Origin of the sequence: Vibrio sp. 10N (genome assembly GCF_036245475.1) — a bacterium.
Taxonomy (GTDB): Bacteria; Pseudomonadota; Gammaproteobacteria; order Enterobacterales; family Vibrionaceae; genus Vibrio.
This window is the reverse complement of record NZ_BTPM01000001.1, coordinates 1,549,087-1,567,714: the sequence shown is the minus strand read 5'-3', so window position 1 is coordinate 1,567,714 and position 18,628 is coordinate 1,549,087. Positions and strand designations below refer to the sequence as shown.

Annotated in this window: 18 protein-coding genes and 1 pseudogene; 3 read left to right on the top strand and 16 right to left on the bottom strand. The window is 45.2% G+C overall.

The genetic code is table 11. From position 1 onward, the window contains the following. Position 1: 1 nt before the first annotated feature. The 12 genes from tadF to AAA946_RS07250 form a co-directional block, all read right to left on the bottom strand. Positions 2-562: a tight adherence pilus pseudopilin TadF gene (gene tadF / locus AAA946_RS07305; RefSeq protein WP_338164263.1), complete on the bottom strand. Its 561-nt coding sequence runs from the start codon at positions 560-562 to the stop codon at positions 2-4. Next, a complete protein-coding gene (locus AAA946_RS07300) occupies positions 549-1,031 on the bottom strand; it encodes a TadE/TadG family type IV pilus assembly protein (RefSeq protein WP_338164262.1) in 483 nt (160 codons plus the stop codon). Before AAA946_RS07300 ends, tadF begins: the two co-directional genes overlap by 14 nt. A gap of 1 nt (position 1,032) precedes the next feature. Further along, entirely contained in the window at positions 1,033-1,722 is a 690-nt protein-coding gene (locus tag AAA946_RS07295; protein WP_445206097.1) for a tetratricopeptide repeat protein, read from the bottom strand. A 37-nt stretch (positions 1,723-1,759) separates the two neighbouring features. Beyond that, positions 1,760-2,608, bottom strand: a complete 849-nt coding sequence (locus tag AAA946_RS07290) for a type II secretion system F family protein (RefSeq protein WP_338164260.1) — start codon at positions 2,606-2,608, stop codon at positions 1,760-1,762. After that, positions 2,605-3,507: a type II secretion system F family protein gene (locus AAA946_RS07285; protein WP_338164259.1), complete on the bottom strand. Its 903-nt coding sequence runs from the start codon at positions 3,505-3,507 to the stop codon at positions 2,605-2,607. The genes AAA946_RS07290 and AAA946_RS07285 overlap by 4 nt, the downstream gene beginning before the upstream one ends. Before the next feature lies 1 nt (position 3,508). Beyond that, complete coding sequence (locus tag AAA946_RS07280) at positions 3,509-4,780, bottom strand: CpaF family protein (RefSeq protein ID WP_338164258.1); 1,272 nt, start codon at positions 4,778-4,780, stop codon at positions 3,509-3,511. Next, on the bottom strand, positions 4,777-6,018 hold the full coding sequence (locus AAA946_RS07275) for an AAA family ATPase (protein WP_338164257.1): 1,242 nt from the start codon (positions 6,016-6,018) through the stop codon (positions 4,777-4,779). The genes AAA946_RS07280 and AAA946_RS07275 overlap by 4 nt, the downstream gene beginning before the upstream one ends. Positions 6,019-6,020: 2 nt before the next feature. After that, positions 6,021-6,515 (bottom strand): hypothetical protein, encoded by a 495-nt coding sequence (locus tag AAA946_RS07270; RefSeq protein WP_338164256.1) that lies wholly within the window; start codon positions 6,513-6,515, stop codon positions 6,021-6,023. Further along, positions 6,512-7,825 carry a type II and III secretion system protein family protein gene (locus tag AAA946_RS07265; protein WP_445206096.1) on the bottom strand — a complete coding sequence of 438 codons (1,314 nt, stop codon included), beginning with the start codon at positions 7,823-7,825 and terminating at the stop codon, positions 6,512-6,514. The genes AAA946_RS07270 and AAA946_RS07265 overlap by 4 nt, the downstream gene beginning before the upstream one ends. A gap of 53 nt (positions 7,826-7,878) precedes the next feature. Continuing rightward, entirely contained in the window at positions 7,879-8,700 is an 822-nt protein-coding gene (gene cpaB / locus AAA946_RS07260) for a Flp pilus assembly protein CpaB (RefSeq protein WP_338164254.1), read from the bottom strand. Positions 8,701-8,731: 31 nt separating this feature from the next. After that, entirely contained in the window at positions 8,732-9,190 is a 459-nt protein-coding gene (locus tag AAA946_RS07255) for an A24 family peptidase (protein WP_338164253.1), read from the bottom strand. A gap of 89 nt (positions 9,191-9,279) precedes the next feature. Next, a complete protein-coding gene (locus tag AAA946_RS07250) occupies positions 9,280-9,504 on the bottom strand; it encodes a Flp family type IVb pilin (protein WP_338164252.1) in 225 nt (74 codons plus the stop codon). A 493-nt stretch (positions 9,505-9,997) separates the two neighbouring features. Between AAA946_RS07250 and AAA946_RS07245 the strand changes: the two genes are divergently transcribed. After that, positions 9,998-10,885, top strand: coding sequence for a LysR family transcriptional regulator (locus AAA946_RS07245; RefSeq protein ID WP_338164251.1), 888 nt, complete (start codon positions 9,998-10,000; stop codon positions 10,883-10,885). A gap of 167 nt (positions 10,886-11,052) precedes the next feature. Next, positions 11,053-12,645, top strand: coding sequence for an alpha-amylase family glycosyl hydrolase (locus AAA946_RS07240; RefSeq protein ID WP_338164250.1), 1,593 nt, complete (start codon positions 11,053-11,055; stop codon positions 12,643-12,645). 129 nt (positions 12,646-12,774) lie between these two features. Here AAA946_RS07240 and AAA946_RS07235 read toward each other — a convergent pair whose 3' ends face one another. Together AAA946_RS07235 and AAA946_RS07230 are read right to left on the bottom strand one after the other, a co-directional pair. Continuing rightward, on the bottom strand, positions 12,775-14,232 hold the full coding sequence (locus tag AAA946_RS07235; RefSeq protein WP_338164249.1) for a glyceraldehyde-3-phosphate dehydrogenase: 1,458 nt from the start codon (positions 14,230-14,232) through the stop codon (positions 12,775-12,777). A gap of 309 nt (positions 14,233-14,541) precedes the next feature. Further along, positions 14,542-15,312: a siderophore-interacting protein gene (locus AAA946_RS07230; RefSeq protein WP_338164248.1), complete on the bottom strand. Its 771-nt coding sequence runs from the start codon at positions 15,310-15,312 to the stop codon at positions 14,542-14,544. 279 nt (positions 15,313-15,591) lie between these two features. On the opposite strand from AAA946_RS07230, the gene AAA946_RS07225 reads away from it, so the two are divergent. Then, the gene (locus AAA946_RS07225; RefSeq protein ID WP_338164247.1) at positions 15,592-15,813 is read left to right on the top strand and encodes a hypothetical protein; all 222 of its coding nucleotides are present in this window, start codon (positions 15,592-15,594) and stop codon (positions 15,811-15,813) included. Positions 15,814-15,976: 163 nt separating this feature from the next. Here AAA946_RS07225 and AAA946_RS07220 read toward each other — a convergent pair. After that, positions 15,977-17,187: pseudogene (locus AAA946_RS07220) on the bottom strand (aromatic amino acid transporter). Next, positions 17,184-18,521: an IS4 family transposase gene (locus AAA946_RS07215; protein ID WP_338163367.1), complete on the bottom strand. Its 1,338-nt coding sequence runs from the start codon at positions 18,519-18,521 to the stop codon at positions 17,184-17,186. The pseudogene AAA946_RS07220 and the gene AAA946_RS07215 overlap by 4 nt, the downstream one beginning before the upstream one ends. Positions 18,522-18,628 lie beyond the last annotated feature (107 nt).

Here is an 18,628-nt window from a genome sequence, read left to right as displayed (position 1 = left end):
GCTACCTCCCTGGCATTATCGACGAGGAGGTCAGACGAATGTCTGCATCCTCACCCGATGAAAATGCTTCAAACCAAGAGTGGTGTTCCTCGCATAGAGTGACACGGTATATCGGATACGATAGTCCCTTCTCAATGGGAACTAATGCCTGATAGTTACTCAACGAGTCTGTTCGACATCCAAGTGACGAGAACTTGGGACTACGATGCGTCACCACGCTTTCACCAATCACGTAAGACTCAATTTGCAGCGCGACATTCTCTACGGAACTATCCAGCATTCGACTTGCGACGGCAGTTAAATCAGCCAAGTCTTGCTGTGACACTTGCAAATTCGTTCTACCTGCAATATCAGCCTCAAAATAGCGAGAGCGCTCTTTGATGACGTTGACCAGTGCAAAGCTTGAACGATCCAACTTTGCTCGTACCAGCAACTTGTGACTGAGATCAGTAGCGAACAGATATATGGCGCATAAACCAATCAATACGAACCCAAGTTCAATCGCGAAAGCCCCTTTTTGACTTCGCAGGGAAGTAAAGCGAGTAACGTTAGTCCGTCTCATCTTCCCATCCCTCGTGTTCTAGGTTCAAAACCATGGTGCGTGAAATATCGATTTGCTTAGCACCGAAAACTGGGATAATCGGTGTGTACTCATAGGTAACGGTGATTTCTGCTAGATCGTAGTTAAACGTGAGATCTTGCTTTGAATAACCAACGTTATTGACAAAGTCTGAGTAGCTGGGGAAATACTTGCCATCAATCGAGAACTTATCGTCATCAATAATAAAGCTCCAAAGGTTATCCTGATTGGCAATCAAGGTTTGAAACCGCGTCTCGTACTGCTCGTGTACACCACTACCTTGATAGATCTTGGTATTACGTATCGTTTCACGCAGCGCATACTCGGTCATGTTTATCACGTAAATGCGGTAGCAAACTTCAAAGATCGCAAACGTCGAAAACATCAGCACAATTGCACCCAAGGAAAATTCAACGGCAGTCGCACCACGCTGTTTCCTAAATCCAACCATATCAGCTCTCTTCGCCGTTAAGCTGCTGGGCGATCAGTGTGAGCTCCGCGTAACTGTATTCATCACTCAACAGCTTTTTGGCCGCATCAATTTGGTCTGCCTTGATAAGTGCGATAGCGAGATTGGCTCGCACGACCTTATTCTCAGGTGCGTCAGCAATGATTGGTGCGAGAGTTTGGATAGCGCGTTTGTAATCTTGCTGTGCGATGTAAAGCATGGCGATGTTATTTTTGACTGCGACATCGTCATAGCCTTTAAGCCTCGCTTGGTTGAACTGCGCTTTCGCGTTATCAAAGTCATTCTCTTTGCTGTACGCCACCCCAAGCAGCACATGAATTTTTCCGGAGGTATTTCCCGCTTTAAGCGACGCCGAATAGGCTTCAATCGCCTCTGTAACCTTGTCTTGAGCAACCAAAACCTGTCCACGCAACTGATACAAGCTTGCGGACTGAGCGCCTTGCTCTATCAAATGGTCAACATAAAAGCTCGCCGATTCGATATCGCCTTTATTAAAGTATGCCCACGCCAATTTTTCTACTGTCGAGACAGAATTGTCCCCAGCTTCGAGCTTGGTCTTATAGTGGTTAATCAAACCGTCATAGTTATCTACTTTCTCCATACCCGCGACGGTGGCCGCTTCACTTTGAACAAGATCAGCTGAAGATTGGCAACCAACAAGGGCGAGAGTCATCAAGAGCAGCAAACCACATTTTTGTAATCCGTTCACATCAACTCCCTAGCGATATCGACATCTGCATAATCCCCGGTGCAAGGATCAGCACGACAATGGGGAACATAATAAATAAGATCAGTGGCACACTCATTTTGGCGGCGAGTTTACCCACCTTCTCTTCAACGGTTAGAATTTGCACTTTACGAATATCTTCCGCGAGATCACTCATCACTTGGGCAACGGAGGTGCCGTATTGCAAGTTTTGAATCACAGTTAATACAAAACTTCGAACTGCAGGAGTAGGTAATCGTTGACCCAAATCATTGAGCGCTTTTTCTAAGCCGTGGATGCGAGCCGCATCCGACGTGCGTCTGATTTGGTAACACAAATCTTTATCGAACATCTCTAGCTCATCCGCTAAATACGCTAAGCTGGCTTCAATCGTCATGCCTGTCTGTACACACACTGACATCATGTCGAGTAAATAAGGTAATTTGGCTGACGTCCGACCAATCAACATTTTGCTTCGCAATGAGAGAACTAAGTCCGGTACAACAATTACGCCCACTAACGAGAGCAACGCACTAAGAAGTTTGTTGGTGCTGGAAAGATCGCTAAACGCCACAAGAGCAAGCAGTACCGCCAAAATAAGAAACTTGAGCGGAAAGTAATATTTAGCCCACTCTTTGTTGTAATAACCCGCCTCGATTAACTTCTGTTCAAGCTCTTTTCGGTGCTCTTTACCAAAGCGAACCATAAAGTGTTTGATCTTCGTCGTACCGGATTGGGTCTGAATACCAACTAAACTGTCCATTTTTTGACGACGTCGCTCCGCTCGCAACGATTCAGCGATGACCACAAGAATGCAACCAAAGAATACCGTGACCGAAATGAGTAACATCATGCCCTAACCCCCCGCACTAGCAGCCAGATAATGGTTAATCCAATCATTTCACTGATCAGGACGTAATAAAGAATCACTCGTCCATCTGGGTCATAGAGAACAAAATCAACGTTGCCTGGGTTGATGTAATTGAGCAGCACCGTAAAGGCCACGGGAATGGCCGCTACAATCTTGGCTGAAATCCTAGCTTCCGAAGTCATTGCCATTTTTTTCTTTTCAAGCGTTCGAGCATCCACCAGTACGCGAATAAGCCTAGCTAATACCCCTTTAAGTTGGCCACCACGTGAAAGGTTGGCTCGCAAAGTAATGGTAAAAAACAAGAACTCTGGGTACGGATAATTTTTGCAAGATCGCATCAATACGGTTTCCGGCGTTTCACCCATTTTGAGGCGGTCAGCCATCAACTTAAACTCTCGACCAATAGCGTTATCCATAGTCTCGCCTACATAGCTAATCGCTTGCATCAAGCTGTCACCAGCGGTGACAGCACTCATCAATATATTGAGAGCATCTGGGAAGCTGTTTTCAAATTCTGAACGGCGGCGTGAAAGTAAGAAACGATAGCCAACCACCAAAAATACCGCTACCGCTGCGCTAATAAGCAACGGATTCTTTTGATGCAAAAACACCACCAATACATACCAAGATGCGGTCACCGCGCCAATTGTGTAGAGGGCGATATAAAGCGTCGAACGTGGTCCTAAGATCATCAAGGTTGGTGAAATCGACTCTCTTAGCTTTTGCAATTTGTGTTTTTGAGACAATGAGCGAATATTGATCGCACTAACACTCTCAGCGTCCTGACGATCAACCTGAAAGTACTGATCCAGCTTGCTTTTTTTACTGCTTCGATTGAGCAGTAATGCTAGGGCGAACAAAATAAGTGAAATCCAAAGCATATTAGCGCCCCGTAAACGACGCCATCAAGTCTTTGTATAATCCAAAGAATTGTGCCTTTTTCACAAGCTCAGAGCGCTGCATGATGCCGTTGGTCACATACTCACCTTTAACCGCTTCACCATATTCACTGTCGTCATAGCGAAAGCGATATATTTCTTCCATCACCACGCTGTCACCTTCCAAACCGACAATCTCCGAAATACTGGTAATTTTTCGGCTACCATCTCGGAGGCGATTTACCTGAACCACCAATTGCACAGCACTCACAATCGTCCGACGAATGGCTTCTAAAGGCTGATTTAGGTTCGCCATCATCACCATCGATTCCACACGGGCAATAGCATCTCGTGGGGTGTTGGCGTGCAACGTAGACATGGAGCCATCGTGGCCCGTGTTCATTGCCTGAAGCATCTCGAACGCTTCTGCACCACGACACTCGCCAAGAATGATGCGATCCGGACGCATACGCAGGGCGTTAATTACCAAATCTCGCTGAGTCACTTCACCTGTCTGTTCGATACTAGAGGTGCGCGTTTCTAACCTCACCAAGTTAGGTTGCTGGAGCCGAAGTTCCGCGGCATCTTCTATGGTAACAATACGTTCGTCTTCAGCAATATACTGTGACAACGCATTCAGTAGTGTCGTTTTACCCGAACCGGTACCGCCTGAGATAAGTACATTCATACGGCAACGAGAGGCGATCATTAGCACTCTCGCCATATCCATCGACATGGAGCCAAACTCTATTAAATCTTCAAACCCGATATTCTGCTCTCGGAACTTACGAATCGAGACAGAGGTGCCATCCAAGGCAATTGGCGGTATGACGATGTTGACACGGCTACCATCTTCTAAACGTGCATCTACCGTTGGAGAGAGTTCGTCAACACGACGACCAACACGTGAGGCAATACGTTTTGCAATCGCAAGCAACTGCTCCTCGTTTACAAAGGTCAGATCCGATTTATGTACTTTACCGTGACGTTCATAAAAGATGTTGTTAGGCCCGTTCACCATGATATCGGTGATCGACTGGTCTTCTACCAATGGTTGCAAAGGCCCAAGGCCAAACAGCTCATCAATTAAACTTTTGACGAGACCCGTTTTCATCATTGAGGTGATCGGTCGCTGGTAGCCCGTCGCCAGCAAATCAACGGCGCTTTGAATCTGTGACTCAAGCTCTTTGCGGCTCATCTTTTGAACCGCTTCCGGATCCAGTGCTTCAAAAATCTGCCCGCGGAAGGCGAGATACATCTCTTTGTTGGAACTCATTTCGCGCCTACCTTACCTAACCAGCGATTAAGTCGCGGTACGGAAATAGGCTGGCCGTTAATATGTTTCACTAAGTGATCGAGTGAACGACTCATATGACGGTCATGTTTATGGGCACGCTTACCGTCAATGATGATGTGCGACAGGTTTTTACAGAATGCGATTTCCAAACTCGGTTCTTGGCCGAGATAGCGTTTAAGATCGCTCTTGTCCATCACATAGGCGGCCTCTGGGCGATGGTAGTTCACGACGGTTATGATACGCAATCTTGATGACAGGGTTAGCTGTAAGTTCTCTACCTTGTCGATAAGACGCTTAGCGTTGCGCACTGCTGAAACAGAAGCATCCAATACCAAGACCACCACGTCGAATCCATCGAGTAACATTTGTGGCTCGACTGGGAAGCTGACACTACCGGAGTAGTCTTCGATGATGAAGTTCGCATTACGCGACAGTAAATCACACAAACTTTGGCTGTAATTTAAGATTTCTGTTTGGCTCATATCACCATCTAGAGCCAGCAAGCGTAAGTTTTTCCGAGCAGTGTGAAGGTAACTGAGCGCCCCTTCTTCGTCCATTTCATGTAGTGGTGCGGTAAACTCATCGATCATTCTTGGCTTAAACTCCTTTAGTGCTAGAAGAACATCGATATCACTGTCTATATACTGATGGTCCACGAGAATCGTGTCGGTACCCTGAGTCGAAAGCAGCGAACTCAGTTCGGTGGCAATAAACGATGTGCCTACCCCTCCCTTAGCGCCAACCACTGCTACACGTTTCGCTTTGCGCGCTTTACTTACCCCAGAGAAGTTTTTGAGGTTATTGTTTACGTGCGTTAAAAAGTCCGCAAACTCTTGCTTGTTTACTGGCCAAAATACGTAGTAAAAGCCCATTTCTTTCAATGAACGCAGTGTGGAGATGGCATCCTCTTTTCCAATAACCACCACCCCTTTATGGGTTGGTAGCTTACTGGCAAAGTTTTTCGCATCTTCAACGACATTATCCGATTCGTTCAACTCGAGAATAACGATATGGCTGCTGTGCTGCTCTGTCAGTTTGGCATGACCTTTAACAGTTCTAACGCAATGTGGATCATTCCAGCCTTCAAAGCGGAATACTTCTTGAACGAGATTCAGACACTCACTTGATTGGTAGAACAAAGTACAACCTGCGACACCGGTTTGATTCTTCGGTTCAGGTTTGACTTTGGTGCTCAGTGCTTTCGTTAAATCAAACACGATTACTCTCCCACTAAGCGCGACTTGTACGCGACTTGTTTTAGGCGCATAGTTTCAACAAAGCAGTCGGGCTGCGCGATTTCTTGTTGAAGCTGCGCTGGTTGGCAAGTTTGGGTTTTAAGTTGACGAACAGCAACTGAGATTCGAATATTGGCAATCATGTCTTGCTCTTGACGATATTGAACGCGAGACGGTGTTACGGCCAACGTTGGAAACTGTTTAAACGCCATTTCTGCTAGCTGACGATCTGCCGTTGATTTGTAAGCGACCACATAAGCGGCTTCTTTATCAAGAGATTCTGAAAGCGCAATCAACTGCTCCATCTTTTGCTGAGACTCGCTGCGATTTTTAATGACGTAATCAACACGGTGCACTTCTTGATACACCAGCGCTTCTGCACCATTGCCGTTGAAGTAACGCTCTGTAGTACATCCCGTAATACCGGTTAGTAACAGAACAAATGCCAAGGCCAACGGTTTCAAGTTGACTTGCATCATTGGATAAACCCTCCCTGCTCGACCAGTCGAATTGTCGCGTTCGAAGGTTGCATGTAACCTTCTGTATCCGCGAGATTTAACCAGCGCATCAGCGTCGACGTTTTACGGATATAAGGCAGTTGTACATCGGTCGAACGCATAGGCTCAACAAGGTTGACCGTCGCTACGATGATAAGCTCAGTACGTCGTCTTTCTGTCACAGATTTACGAAACGCAGCGCCTAGGACAGGGATATCTCCAACCAATGGGATCTTTTGCATCTTTTCAAAATCTGCGCTGCTCATTAGGCCACCTAAGATAAAGCTGTCACCGTCGGCAAGTTCAACCGTGGTCATTGCTCGCCTAGAGGTAAGCTGCGGTACTTCAATGCCTGCCGCTTTTACATACTTCTCCACTTCAGATACTTCTGGAAATAACTGCATGCGGATCTTGTTTTGATTGAGCACTTTTGCCGTCAAATCGAGGCGAATACCAAACTCTTTGAACGTTATGTTAATACTGCTGTTACTTGAAACGACTACAGGCACTTCACCACCAACCAGAAAACTGGCCGATTCACCCGACAATACTGTTAGGTTTGGCTCTGCTAATATCTGCGCAATATCGTCGTTTCCTAGCGCGGTAATCAAAGTGCCAATATCCGCTGCTTCAAATTGGTTGAATACGAACTCACCAACACTACTTCCGACCGACGCCCAGTCCACACCGACGGTTTGCGAGAATGACTCGGTGACTTGAGCGACTGAAATCTTTACATTTACTTGCTGCACAGTTGTCACTTCAATGCGCTCGATGATGCCTTCCCAGGTCATGTTTCGCGCAAAAATCATGCTCTCCGGCTCTTCAAGGTCACCACCTGTCGTTTTAAACGTCAGCTTTTGAGTTTCATCCCAACGCTCGGTCTTTTCTCGGCCAAGTAGCGTCGCGACCATGCGGTAGATATCATCGCGCTCCTGCTCTGACTCCACCACACCACTTACAGCGACTTGTGAACCTATCGACTCAACTTTTATGTTGGTATTTGGAAAGTGAAACTTAAGTTGGCGACGTACTTCCGATAGATTGAGATCAACAATGATGCGATCGGAAATTAACACATCATCCGTTGTGCCATAGACAATTAGCCGCGATTGACCGACTTTACTAGCAAACACCACCAAGGTGTCGTCACTGATCACTTTGTAGTCGGCAACCGTCGGATCGCTGATAAACACCTTGCCTATTGGCGAATCCAGCTTGATGTGTTCACCTTCACCAAGAGTAATGTATCGTTCTGCTGCACTTGCAAAAGGCGCAGCAAATAAGACCATAAGTGAGCTTAGGCACCACTGCGCTATCCATTTTTTAGTCTGGCTAAACTTCATTACAGTGCCTCTCCTGACATTGAAGTTTTGCCTCGAAGCTCTTCAATTCCCACGTAATTATCCATAATGTTACGAACCTCGACATAGGTCGATTGGCGATAGGTTTGACTGCGGTAGATTTCAATATGCATAGTACGTTGTGCTAGCGCCAATCTAGGTAAATCATCGGGCTTGACTTCAATGACTACAGTGGTAAAACCCAGCTCCTTAGTCGGTGCTCTAGCGGTCACCAATTTGTCATCAGCGTTGTCGATATTGAGTACCTTGACCTGTTTTAAAAACATATTGGCGTTAACGCCTTTAAAACTTCTTGGCTTGTCTGTGTTGGCCGCAAGATTGTTATTCGGTGAGCTCACCGTCAAAATATCAATGTAGGTGCCTGGACGGATGTAATCATTGATTAGGTTTTTATCACTGACTTGCAGCGGGTATGGCGTCATACCTTCCGTGACAAGTAAATCGATGTACCCTGGCTTCCCCACTTTCACCTGATATTCTGGAAGCACGATAGTGCCTATCTCTAATGCACGATTGGTTAGGGTTGAGGGTGAAAAATCTATATGAGTATCTTGTTTGACGCCATGTGCCAGAGCCTGACTCATGGGCAGTTGTACTTTTATAACCTGTTCAGTTTGAATGGGCGTGCCTTTGGCAATATCAGAACTGACTCGCCATACTGAGACGTGCTCTTCGACAGGTTGCACTGGGACAACCTCTGCTTGTGCTTGTGGTGTAGATTTCTGGCTCAGCATGTCACGAAGCCCAATAGCTCCAACAACCAAAGCCAATACCGCAATCAGCAGCACCAACCTAGAACGCATGTTCGTTTCCCCCGAGGTGTTTATAGAAGGGTTAAGCTTGAATTAACTGTGGCACTTGATACACCACAATTACCAAACCAAAGCCCGAGCTAATGGCAACGCCATACGGGATGCCAACTTGACGTTGTTTTCTATTTGGAAACCAGTAGTTCAGCGCCAGATAACACAATGAGACCAAGCCGCCGGCCAATCCGGTCAACATGGCTGCTATAGGCAATTGACTTAATGGCAGTGCCAAGGCCAATATACTTGCAAACTTAATGTCTCCAGCGCCTATCCAACGTCGCCAAAACAAAAAAAGTCCAACAAGCAAAACCACAAATCCGGAGGTTAAATACACCTCACTTTTTATCAACAATGTACATTGCAATAGCAATAAACTAAGGACACTGAAGTTTGTGATTTGCCGAGAGCGAATGTCTAGGATAGATATATAAATACATAGGCAAGCAAATAAAAATAAATAAAGCATTGCTAGTTTATTATTCACATTTTCTAAGTTGGAGAGACCTTATAAAACAGAGTAGTCGCGTAAGGCTAAGCCTACTCTACTCTGCTCTATTTATAAGCTCACGCTACTCATGACTTTGTTGTGGCAGCTGTTGTCAGAGCAGTGGCGATCGAGGTAAACGTAGTCTTCAATGTAGCCAAGAAGCCTGTTGTGCCCGTTTGGGAAAAGATTACACCCAGCGCAACCGCCATCGCTACACCAATCAAACCATATTCAATTGCTGTAACACCGCGCTCATCACGCTTAAATTCGTTTAGAAGCGTCACTGCGTTTACATAAAGCTTAGTCATCATATTTTTATTCCTTTGAACGTTATTCAACAATAAGCACGCTATATTCTAAATTATGCTCAAAATATCAAGAAAATAGCTGCTATCGATTTTATCGATAGCCTGCTCAAAGAAACCCCTTGTTTACAACTCTAACAATGCACCAACTCTAGTGTCGCACCACTCATTGTAAGTGTTTACTTTTTCAACATTAACTAGTCAAGTGGGCAATTCCTGCCCGTACGCCCAAGTCATTAATGTGGCACAGATCACACTTACAAATGGTATAATTACACTTGTTACCGAGTCTTATTCTGAGAGAGAAATGACTGAGCGCACAAAACCGCTCACAATTCACTCAATGAGACCCGGCCTATTTGTCGTCGTGTTTATTAAATCCAAGCTAACACTCTCAAGGGACTGCTATTGTAAATCACCCCATAGCAAGCTAATGTATGGACATAAATACAAATTACATAACTATAAATAATTAAACGGCATAAAGGTTGGTCAATTTATGAAGCTGCAGTTCGATAACATTGCTTCGTTTGTTGCAGTGGTTGAGGCGGGGTCTTTTAGTTCAGCAGCACGCAAGCTGGGAAAATCTCAATCTACAGTCAGCACCGCAATTCAAAATTTAGAGTCTGATCTAGGCTTTAATCTTTTTATCAGGCAAAACGCAAAAGTAACATTGACAGACAAAGGCAAACGTTTATTTCACCTTTCTACACCAGTGGTATGCAAATATCGTGATCTACTGACTACGGTCAGTCAAATGAGTCAAACAGAGCAGATTGTGTTCCGAGTCGGCATCGATCCACTGGTGTATAACAATAATGTTAAACAAGCCCTGTTCCAATTTTCAGAAGCGTTTCCCGATATCGATTTAGAAGTGGTGACTAAGCCAAGTTTTGTGCTGAGTAACTATATTAGCGAAGGAAAAATCGACCTCGCTTTAGGTAATCCATACCACAAGACTGACAATGATTTTAATATGGATGAGCTATTTAGCGTCAATTGTTGGTGGGTGGGAAGCCAACCACTGCTAAAAAATCCGCAAACCGCCCCCCGCGTATTATTAATGGATGGCTTTGATGAGCTACTCAATCTATCCGATTTGGTGACACATCAACTATGGCGATTAGATGATCTGTCCACTATTGTCGAGCTTTGCAAAGCACAAAAAGGCATCGCTTTTTTGCCTGAACATATTGTTGAGCCGCTACTAGAGAAGAGTGAACTGGCCATTATTACCGATAATCTGGAGTTTTTCGGTAAAAAGGTCACCGCTTCACTGTTTTGGTGTACTCATTCTGACTTCGGCTTATACAACCAATGGATCCGCAGCCAGCTAAAAACTGTCATCGACCAACAAAATACCTTTGTCGCCGCACTCGCCAATTAACATCTATAGCTCACGCTTGAGGCCAAGGGGTACCAAGCGTGATACAGATCTCTCAGCCTTTTTACTCCTCCCTAACATAGTTATCACATGGATGATTCGCCCCCATTCAGGGTATTGAATAATCAACGATGCCCTTTTGAGCGACAAAACTATAATAAGGACATCATGTGAAACTGGCTAAAACCCTTATCTCTCTTTCTGTTGGCGCAACCCTTTTATGGGGCTGCTCTGGCGAATCAACCACGCCATCTGACCAAGGTGGTACGACAACAAGTTATGCCTGCAGCACTCATAATAGTGCTCAGACCGACGATTTACGCATCTACCAAGTCATGGTAGAAAGTTTTGTTAATGGCAACCCGACTATCGGCCATGGGACAGGCTACGGTACCAGTCATCACATGGGTGACATCCGAGGCATAATTAACTCACTCGATTACATTCAAGATCTGGGTATGAATGCGGTCTGGCTGACACCAATCTTCAATTCCATTGCCGTGGACGGCCAAGACCACTGGGCAGATAGACTGGATGCGACCGGCTACTTCGCCACCGACTACTTTGCAATTGATCCACGTTTCGGCACTCTAGAAGATGCTAAAGAGCTGGTCGAAGAAGCGCACAAACGTGGCCTATACGTATTCTTTGATGGGGTGTTTGGGCACCATAAGGATAACGTGGTTGCATCTCCGTCTGGCAATAAGCCTGTCGGTTCAAGTAATCCGGTCAGCTACCCTGAAAGCCTTCCCTTCTTTAAAGAAGTTGCTCAACATTGGGTGAAAGAGCTGAAAATTGATGGCTGGAGACTGGACCAAGCCTATCAAGTTCCCACTGACGCTTGGGCAGAAATCCGCAAAGCTGTTGATGAAGCATCACAGCAAGTGACCTACACCAATATTGACGGTGAACTTGTTAATCCACTCGGGTATATGGTGGCCGAAATTTGGAGTGGCGAAAGCGAGATTGCACAAGATGGTTATGGCAGTGAACAGAGCCCGGCACTGTGTTCAGCGTTTGATTTCCCGATGCGCTATCGATTAGTACAAACCTTTGCGGTAGAGGAATCGGGTTATAGCTCTAACCAAGGTGGTTTAAAACTTGCGGAAGGCATGCTAACCCATGACGCCTACCCTGCTCATGCCAAGCCAAACTTAATGCTTGGTAACCATGATTTGGTGCGCTTAGGCGATCTTATTCAACGTGGCGACCTTGCCGAGCCTGAAGATGAAGCCTATTGGCTGCGCCATAAAGCAGCAATTTCATTCCTTGGCGCGTATACCGGACCGATAACACTCTATTACGGTGATGAAATTGGCGATGAGCTAGAAGGATTTGCTGATCGAGTAACGAATGACTGTGCTATCTCAGGGAAATGTGATGACCATGTAGCCCGTATGAGTGGCAAGATTGAAGGTGTCACTGGTATCACACTATCTACAGAGCAAGCCGATCTCAAGGACTACGTGAAAGAACTGATGACACTTCGCGCGCTGCACCCATCGCTGGCTCAAGGTACTCGCAATAACGTTGTCGCAACAACGAGTGCCTATGCGGATCTAAAAACATCCGGTGAAGAATCGATTCTATATATCGTGAATACGACAGCATCGAATCAAACCATTACGATTTCTGAAGATACATTATCATTTAGTGGCAACCTTAATGATTTACAAACGAATGACAGCGTAACCTTAGCTTCTGGTTTCTATAACGTCGACCTAGCTCCATTCCAAGCTAGATTTCTAATACTCGAGCAATAAGCAGCGAGAAGCCTAAAAAACAAGCCGCCTTCAATAACCATTGAAGGCGGCTTTTTCTACCTCATTTCGTTACTATTCTTAGACACTAACAGTTGTAGACACTGACGGTTAGATAGTAACGACGGATGCTTACGCTAGTGCTGGGTAGGTTTTGTACTTCACACCCATCATTTGTTCCATACAGTGCACGACTTGACAGCTGTAACCAAACTCATTGTCATACCAGATATATAGTACACAGCGATTATCTTGTGCGATGGTTGCTTGTCCATCAACAATACCCGGGTGACGTGCTCCTACTAGATCTGTCGACACAACTTCCGTTGAATCGGTATAGTCAATCTGAGCTGATAGTGGCGATGTTAGCGACACTTCGCGAAGGTAAGCGTTTAGCTCTTCTTTAGTCGTGCTGCTTTCCAGATTCAAATTCGCAACCGCCATTGAAACGTTAGGGGTCGGAACACGAATAGCGTTACCACTCAACTTACCTGCAAGTTCAGGCAACGCTTTTGCCACTGCTTTTGCTGCGCCTGTTGAAGTCAGCACCATGTTGAGCGACGCTGAGCGGCCGCGACGATCACCACTGTGGTAGTTGTCGATAAGGTTTTGGTCATTGGTGTATGAATGCACAGTTTCAATATGACCAGAAACAATCCCATACTTATCGTTCACAGCTTTAAGCGTTGGTGTAATAGCATTCGTGGTGCAGCTCGCTGCAGATACAATCGTATCTTCAGCCAAGATGCTTTCGTGATTAACACCAAACACGATGTTTTTGATATCCCCTTTGCCTGGCGCAGTTAGCAGTACTTTCTCTGCACCATTACACGCGACGTGCTGACCAAGGCCTTCTGCATCTCGCCAAACACCAGTGTTGTCAACAACGAGTGCATTCTCAATTCCGTACTGAGTGTAATCCACATCCTGCGGGCTATTCGCGTAGATAACTTGGATGTAATTACCATTAACAATCAGTGCTTTGTTGTCTTCGTCAACCAAGATACTGCCGTTAAACTGCCCATGTACTGAGTCACGACGCAAAAGGCTAGCACGTTTTTGAAGGTCGCCATCTCGACCACCGCGTACCACAATTGCACGTAGGCGTAGCGGATAACCGGAACCACTCTTCTCAACCAAAATACGTGTAAGCAAACGGCCGATACGTCCAAAGCCGTAAAGCACAACGTCACGTGCTTCTAGTGAACCATTGCTCTCAATGCTTTCATTAAGAGCCGTCATCAAAAAGTCATCAATATTTTGGTGACTATCGTTTTGAGACCAGTATTGAGTTGCCAATTGACCCACATCGATACAACAAGGCGAAAGATCGAGTTCAATTAAACGTTCAATGATTGGAGCTGTTTGAGAAATAGAGACAGAGGTGGCGCTGTAGTGGCGAGAAACACGATGAGTTTTAATAATATCGATGGTGGTTGCGTTGACGAGTGTTTTCCCAAATAAAAGCACTTCTACGCCTTTCTCTCGATACAACCTGCCGAGAAGCGGCAAAATAGACTCAGCGAGTGTTTGATTTAATTGCCATTGATTTTGGTGAATTTCAGTTTGCGAGATGTTGCTATTACTCATAGTAACCGGGGGCCTCTCTAGATTAAAGGCTCGCTATGTCTCGTATGTAGGGTACAAGAGATATTGAGCGACACAGGGATGTAATCGTGTTGTTATTTTTTATGCCGCGCAGTGTAACAAACAGACACTTAATCTGCTAGTAAAAATAATTCAGAATAACCCAATGAAAAAGTGTGATGCAGGTAGGATAAATTTTGGTTTTTCCCTCGACCTTAGTCGTAAAAAATAGTCACCAAGGTCGGGGTTATTTTATAGAAACAATCAAGAACAATGACAATTCACAATTGCATTCATCATTCAATCGAATAATTATTGCGATTCGAAGTTGTCATGATCCTGCTTTTTAATCGCTTTATGACCATCTTCAGACACTCCGCGTTTCCAATAGCTGCTGATATAGATAGCATCTCGAGGAATGGCTTTATCATTTCTAAAGTACTGACGTAGCGCTCTCATCTCATCAAATTCACTTGCACACCAAACAAACGGTTCGCCCGCTAACCACGGTAGTGCTTTAGCCTCTTCAGAGAGTGAGCCTGTTGTCCATATTAACTGCATGTCTTTCGGTACGTAGATCTCTTGCTTGTCAGCCATATCTTCAACCTGAACGACAGCGTACCCTTTAGCGTCTGCTGGCAACATGGTAAGTTTCACCGACAATGCAGGTAAAGCCGTCATATCTGCCGTAAAAAAGAACCACTCTTTTTCAACATCTACCTCTTGCAACGCGCCAGGTCCTACTAGCGATATGGTATCCCCTACTTCTGCCGCCATTGCCCAGCGAGCACCAAAACCACATAGTTTATCTTCTGTAACGTGAGTAACGAAATCGACATCAATTTCACCACGTAGTGTATCGAGTCTGCGAATGGTATAGGTGCGCATTTTAGGTCGCGCATCAAATGGCTCATCATCAAGATCGATGCCGCCATGCTGATTGAAAAGCAACTTGATGTAACCACCAAGGCTTTCCATAGAAAACTGAGTAAACGCTTCACTATGAAGTGTGATACGTAACATATTCGGTGACAGGGTGCGCTTGTGACTAACAGACGCCATTTTAGGAGTTGGCTTTTTCATTTAATGTACTTAATGATTATTGTTTTCATTAAGTTTAACACAAGGTTGCAGAAAGAAGAGTCATCTAAATGACCAATTTATCGAATTTACAGTCTTTTACTTTCCCGAAAACCGTACAATCGACTCTGACCTCCCTCGTTCAATCTCGTCTGGTCATGGACTAAGTGGGGCCCTCTAACACTATTTTGTCATTTTTTCCACAAACCACTGTTCATAATTTGACCAGGGCAGGATTGACTTCTATTGTTGATAGACCGCTCACAACAATGGAGGTAAAACATGAAAAAAATGAGCAAGGCATACCGTATGCAAATCATCAAAGAAGTGGCAGAAAGAAAACGTCGTGATCAGTTCGATGACCCAATGGCCAAGTACATCAATCACCTTTTAGATGAACGCCCGAATATCGACAATGTCGTTGAATACAAACAAGAATTTAGCGGAAGCTACTTTGATGAAAATGTTGGGGGATGGATAAGTAAAACTTGGCAAAGCAAATAAAAAATCAATTGAGTGTGACCACACCATTAACCGTCTAGAAAATTGGGAACGAGCTTCGAGCTCACGATAAGGCGCCGCGTTTAAGGCGCCCCCATTGTACTCTTTATCTTCTCACCGCAATGAGCATAAGTCATATATCTCGGTCTAAGAGATCTGCAGACTGTTAACCCACAAAGTTTGGCAACATTCCCATCATAGAAAGCACATGGAAAATCGCGGTTAACACACCAAACCCAATGACCACAGTAATCATCGCACTGCCACCAGGCGCCGTGAAACCCTCTACGCCGGCATGTACCTGACGGGTTTTACGAGCTAACAAGGCCGGAATAATACACGCCCAAACCGTTGCCGCCGCGCCAGCATACCCAATAGCCACCACAAAACCGAACGGGAACAACAATGACAGCACCAAGGGTGGTAAAAAGGTCACTAACCAAGTCTTAGTACGGCCTGACTTATCATCGCTAAACTTGAAGAAATCCGCTAAGAAGTCAAACACACCCAAACCAACACCAATGAACGATGACAATATCGCCGCCATAGAGAAAGTGTTAATAGCATTAGCCACCTGTTCGGATTCAATCACTGAACCCAGCGCTTTTAACAATGCATCAACGTTGCCTCCTTGCTCAATGACCGGACCAAAGTTGGCACGTGGTAAGTTGCCAAAGATACTAAATAGCCATAAGAAATAGAGGCTCAGCGCAATCACGGTTCCACCAAGAATCGCATACTTGGCTTTGGTCTCTTCCCCATAATAGGCACGCATAGACGATACTGAGTGGTGGTAACCAAAAGATGTGAGCGCCACTGGTAGCATCGCCATAGCATAAGGCGCGTAAGCACTCTCTTCTCCTATTGTGTCGAACAACACCGACATATCGACTTTAACCGCCAACCCTGATACACCGAACACAAAGCTCAAGATCATAAAGGCGATCAGTACTACCGAAATTCGGTCCACTGCGCGCGTGGAATGCCAGACAAATGCAGAGAATATCAATACAAACAACGCAGAGGCGACTTTCGCATTGAGTCCTAAAACATCCTGTAGAATTAAACCGGAAGAAGTAATGTAGGCATAAAGTAAAATGCCCCCACAAAATATACGGTAATATTGTTCAGTAGATTAACTTTATTGCCTAATAGATCTTTTGTAACTGTATCGAATGACACCTTTAAGTCATAGTGTTTAAATGCTTCAAGTAGCATCCAGCCGGATATCGTCATCACAACCATAGTAATGGCAATCGCTAGCATCGACCATACAGTCCATGCCCCTGCTCCTGCACTGGGTAGTCCAAGCATCCCTGCGCCGACACAGACGCTCGCAATGATGCACGCGCCACCAATGAGCGCAATGTAGTTCATTTAAGAGGAGCAGCGTTGCGATTAACAGGGTATCGGGTTTTTGATATTTTTACCGCCCTAGGCCGGTTTGGCTTAGGGCGTTTGTCTATAAAGAGGATGGATAGGTCGCCTCGAAGGCTCTTTAAGCGTTTCGGCGTGTTACCTAAGGATACCGCTTTACTCATCACTTTGAGCTGGCTGGCTATAAATTGGCAAGCATACTTAAAACTTATTTCATTAGGTAAGCGCCCGTGTTCAACTGCGGCTTGACTAGCTTCTCGTCTCACCAAGTTATAACCAAGTAGCAGTCCCCATAGCTCTTGATAGACGAGATCGACTGTTTTGCTTCTCAACACTAAAGCGTTATGTTGCATCGAACTCTTGATATCACGATAACCTAATTCTATCTCCCACCTTTCATGATAAAGCTCTGCCACGGATTGAGCGTCATACTTGTCTCTAGGAAGAGAGGTAAACACCGTCTTGGATTTACCTTGGACCTCGTAAGTGACCGCCCTGACTGTCCATTTCTCAGGAAGATTAGGGTTCTTCTTACGAGCCTGTGGAGAGGTCTTCATCTCTACTAGCATGTCACTGCTTTCTTTATCGTCCAGTAGGGTATATTTGACTCCTTTCTTTGCAGGGAGAAGCCAATGTCTATTTATTCCACTGTTGTGAAGAGAAAGTAGTAAATCTGCTCCATAAAACCCTTTATCCAGTAATGTCACAGAGTTGTCTGGTAAAGCGTTGATGAAGGGCATCGCTAGAGGGATTTCACCTCGGCGATACGGGCTTATCGCTGCATCAACGATGACATGAGAGCGAACATTCATCATTGTCACAACCCTCAATACTGGATGAGGTGTTTGCCTGTTGCTAGACGTATTACCAGAGCCAAAATGTTCTCTTAATTCGGGTGTGTCAGCTGTTCTAAAAAGAGCACCATCTACAGCAAAAACCTGTAGGCCTTGCCAAGTATCATCAGGGTATCGCTCAAGCCCCCATGTTTTTCCGCATTGCTTAAACAGCCATTCTGGTGCTGCTTTACCTAAGCGCTGTCTTGCTTGGGTTAAAGCGCTCTTTGCCAACAGTTCTTCATCAGCAAGGCCATCAGCACAGACGTTCATTCTCCGTGCGACTTCGGCAATGGGTTCATTACGGAAAAAAGCCATACCAACAATTAACCACAAAACCATATCACTCGGTAGTCGGCGTCGACGGATTGTCGCTTTATCAGACAGAGAGGCTGCTTTAGCGACCCACTCATCAGGAATATGTTCAGAGAATGTGGTGAGCTGAGCTACATCGACAGGGTTTTCTTCGAGGAAGTCGGCAAAGAAGTTTTGAATAGACATAAAAAAATCGGAAACCTATAAACAGGTTTCCGATTGTCTCTCATCAGAAGGATCGGTCAACCGATCCTTATCTGATCTACATTGCACCAATGAGCGACGGATTCTTT

What these genes read in the sequence shown, in the direction of transcription:
- AAA946_RS07215 (WP_338163367.1), bottom strand. Translation starts at nt 18,521, where the DNA reads ATGTCTATTCAAAACTTCTTTGCCGACTTCCTCGAAGAAAACCCTGTC.
- AAA946_RS07285 (WP_338164259.1), bottom strand. Translation starts at nt 3,507, where the DNA reads ATGCTTTGGATTTCACTTATTTTGTTCGCCCTAGCATTACTGCTCAAT.
- AAA946_RS07245 (WP_338164251.1), top strand. Translation starts at nt 9,998, where the DNA reads ATGAAGCTGCAGTTCGATAACATTGCTTCGTTTGTTGCAGTGGTTGAG.
- AAA946_RS07290 (WP_338164260.1), bottom strand. Translation starts at nt 2,608, where the DNA reads ATGATGTTACTCATTTCGGTCACGGTATTCTTTGGTTGCATTCTTGTG.
- AAA946_RS07300 (WP_338164262.1), bottom strand. Translation starts at nt 1,031, where the DNA reads ATGGTTGGATTTAGGAAACAGCGTGGTGCGACTGCCGTTGAATTTTCC.
- AAA946_RS07250 (WP_338164252.1), bottom strand. Translation starts at nt 9,504, where the DNA reads ATGATGACTAAGCTTTATGTAAACGCAGTGACGCTTCTAAACGAATTT.
- AAA946_RS07225 (WP_338164247.1), top strand. Translation starts at nt 15,592, where the DNA reads ATGAAAAAAATGAGCAAGGCATACCGTATGCAAATCATCAAAGAAGTG.
- AAA946_RS07235 (WP_338164249.1), bottom strand. Translation starts at nt 14,232, where the DNA reads ATGAGTAATAGCAACATCTCGCAAACTGAAATTCACCAAAATCAATGG.
- AAA946_RS07295 (WP_445206097.1), bottom strand. Translation starts at nt 1,722, where the DNA reads ATGACTCTCGCCCTTGTTGGTTGCCAATCTTCAGCTGATCTTGTTCAA.
- cpaB (WP_338164254.1), bottom strand. Translation starts at nt 8,700, where the DNA reads ATGCGTTCTAGGTTGGTGCTGCTGATTGCGGTATTGGCTTTGGTTGTT.
- AAA946_RS07270 (WP_338164256.1), bottom strand. Translation starts at nt 6,515, where the DNA reads ATGATGCAAGTCAACTTGAAACCGTTGGCCTTGGCATTTGTTCTGTTA.
- AAA946_RS07265 (WP_445206096.1), bottom strand. Translation starts at nt 7,825, where the DNA reads ATGGTCTTATTTGCTGCGCCTTTTGCAAGTGCAGCAGAACGATACATT.
- AAA946_RS07280 (WP_338164258.1), bottom strand. Translation starts at nt 4,780, where the DNA reads ATGAGTTCCAACAAAGAGATGTATCTCGCCTTCCGCGGGCAGATTTTT.
- tadF (WP_338164263.1), bottom strand. Translation starts at nt 562, where the DNA reads ATGAGACGGACTAACGTTACTCGCTTTACTTCCCTGCGAAGTCAAAAA.
- AAA946_RS07230 (WP_338164248.1), bottom strand. Translation starts at nt 15,312, where the DNA reads ATGAAAAAGCCAACTCCTAAAATGGCGTCTGTTAGTCACAAGCGCACC.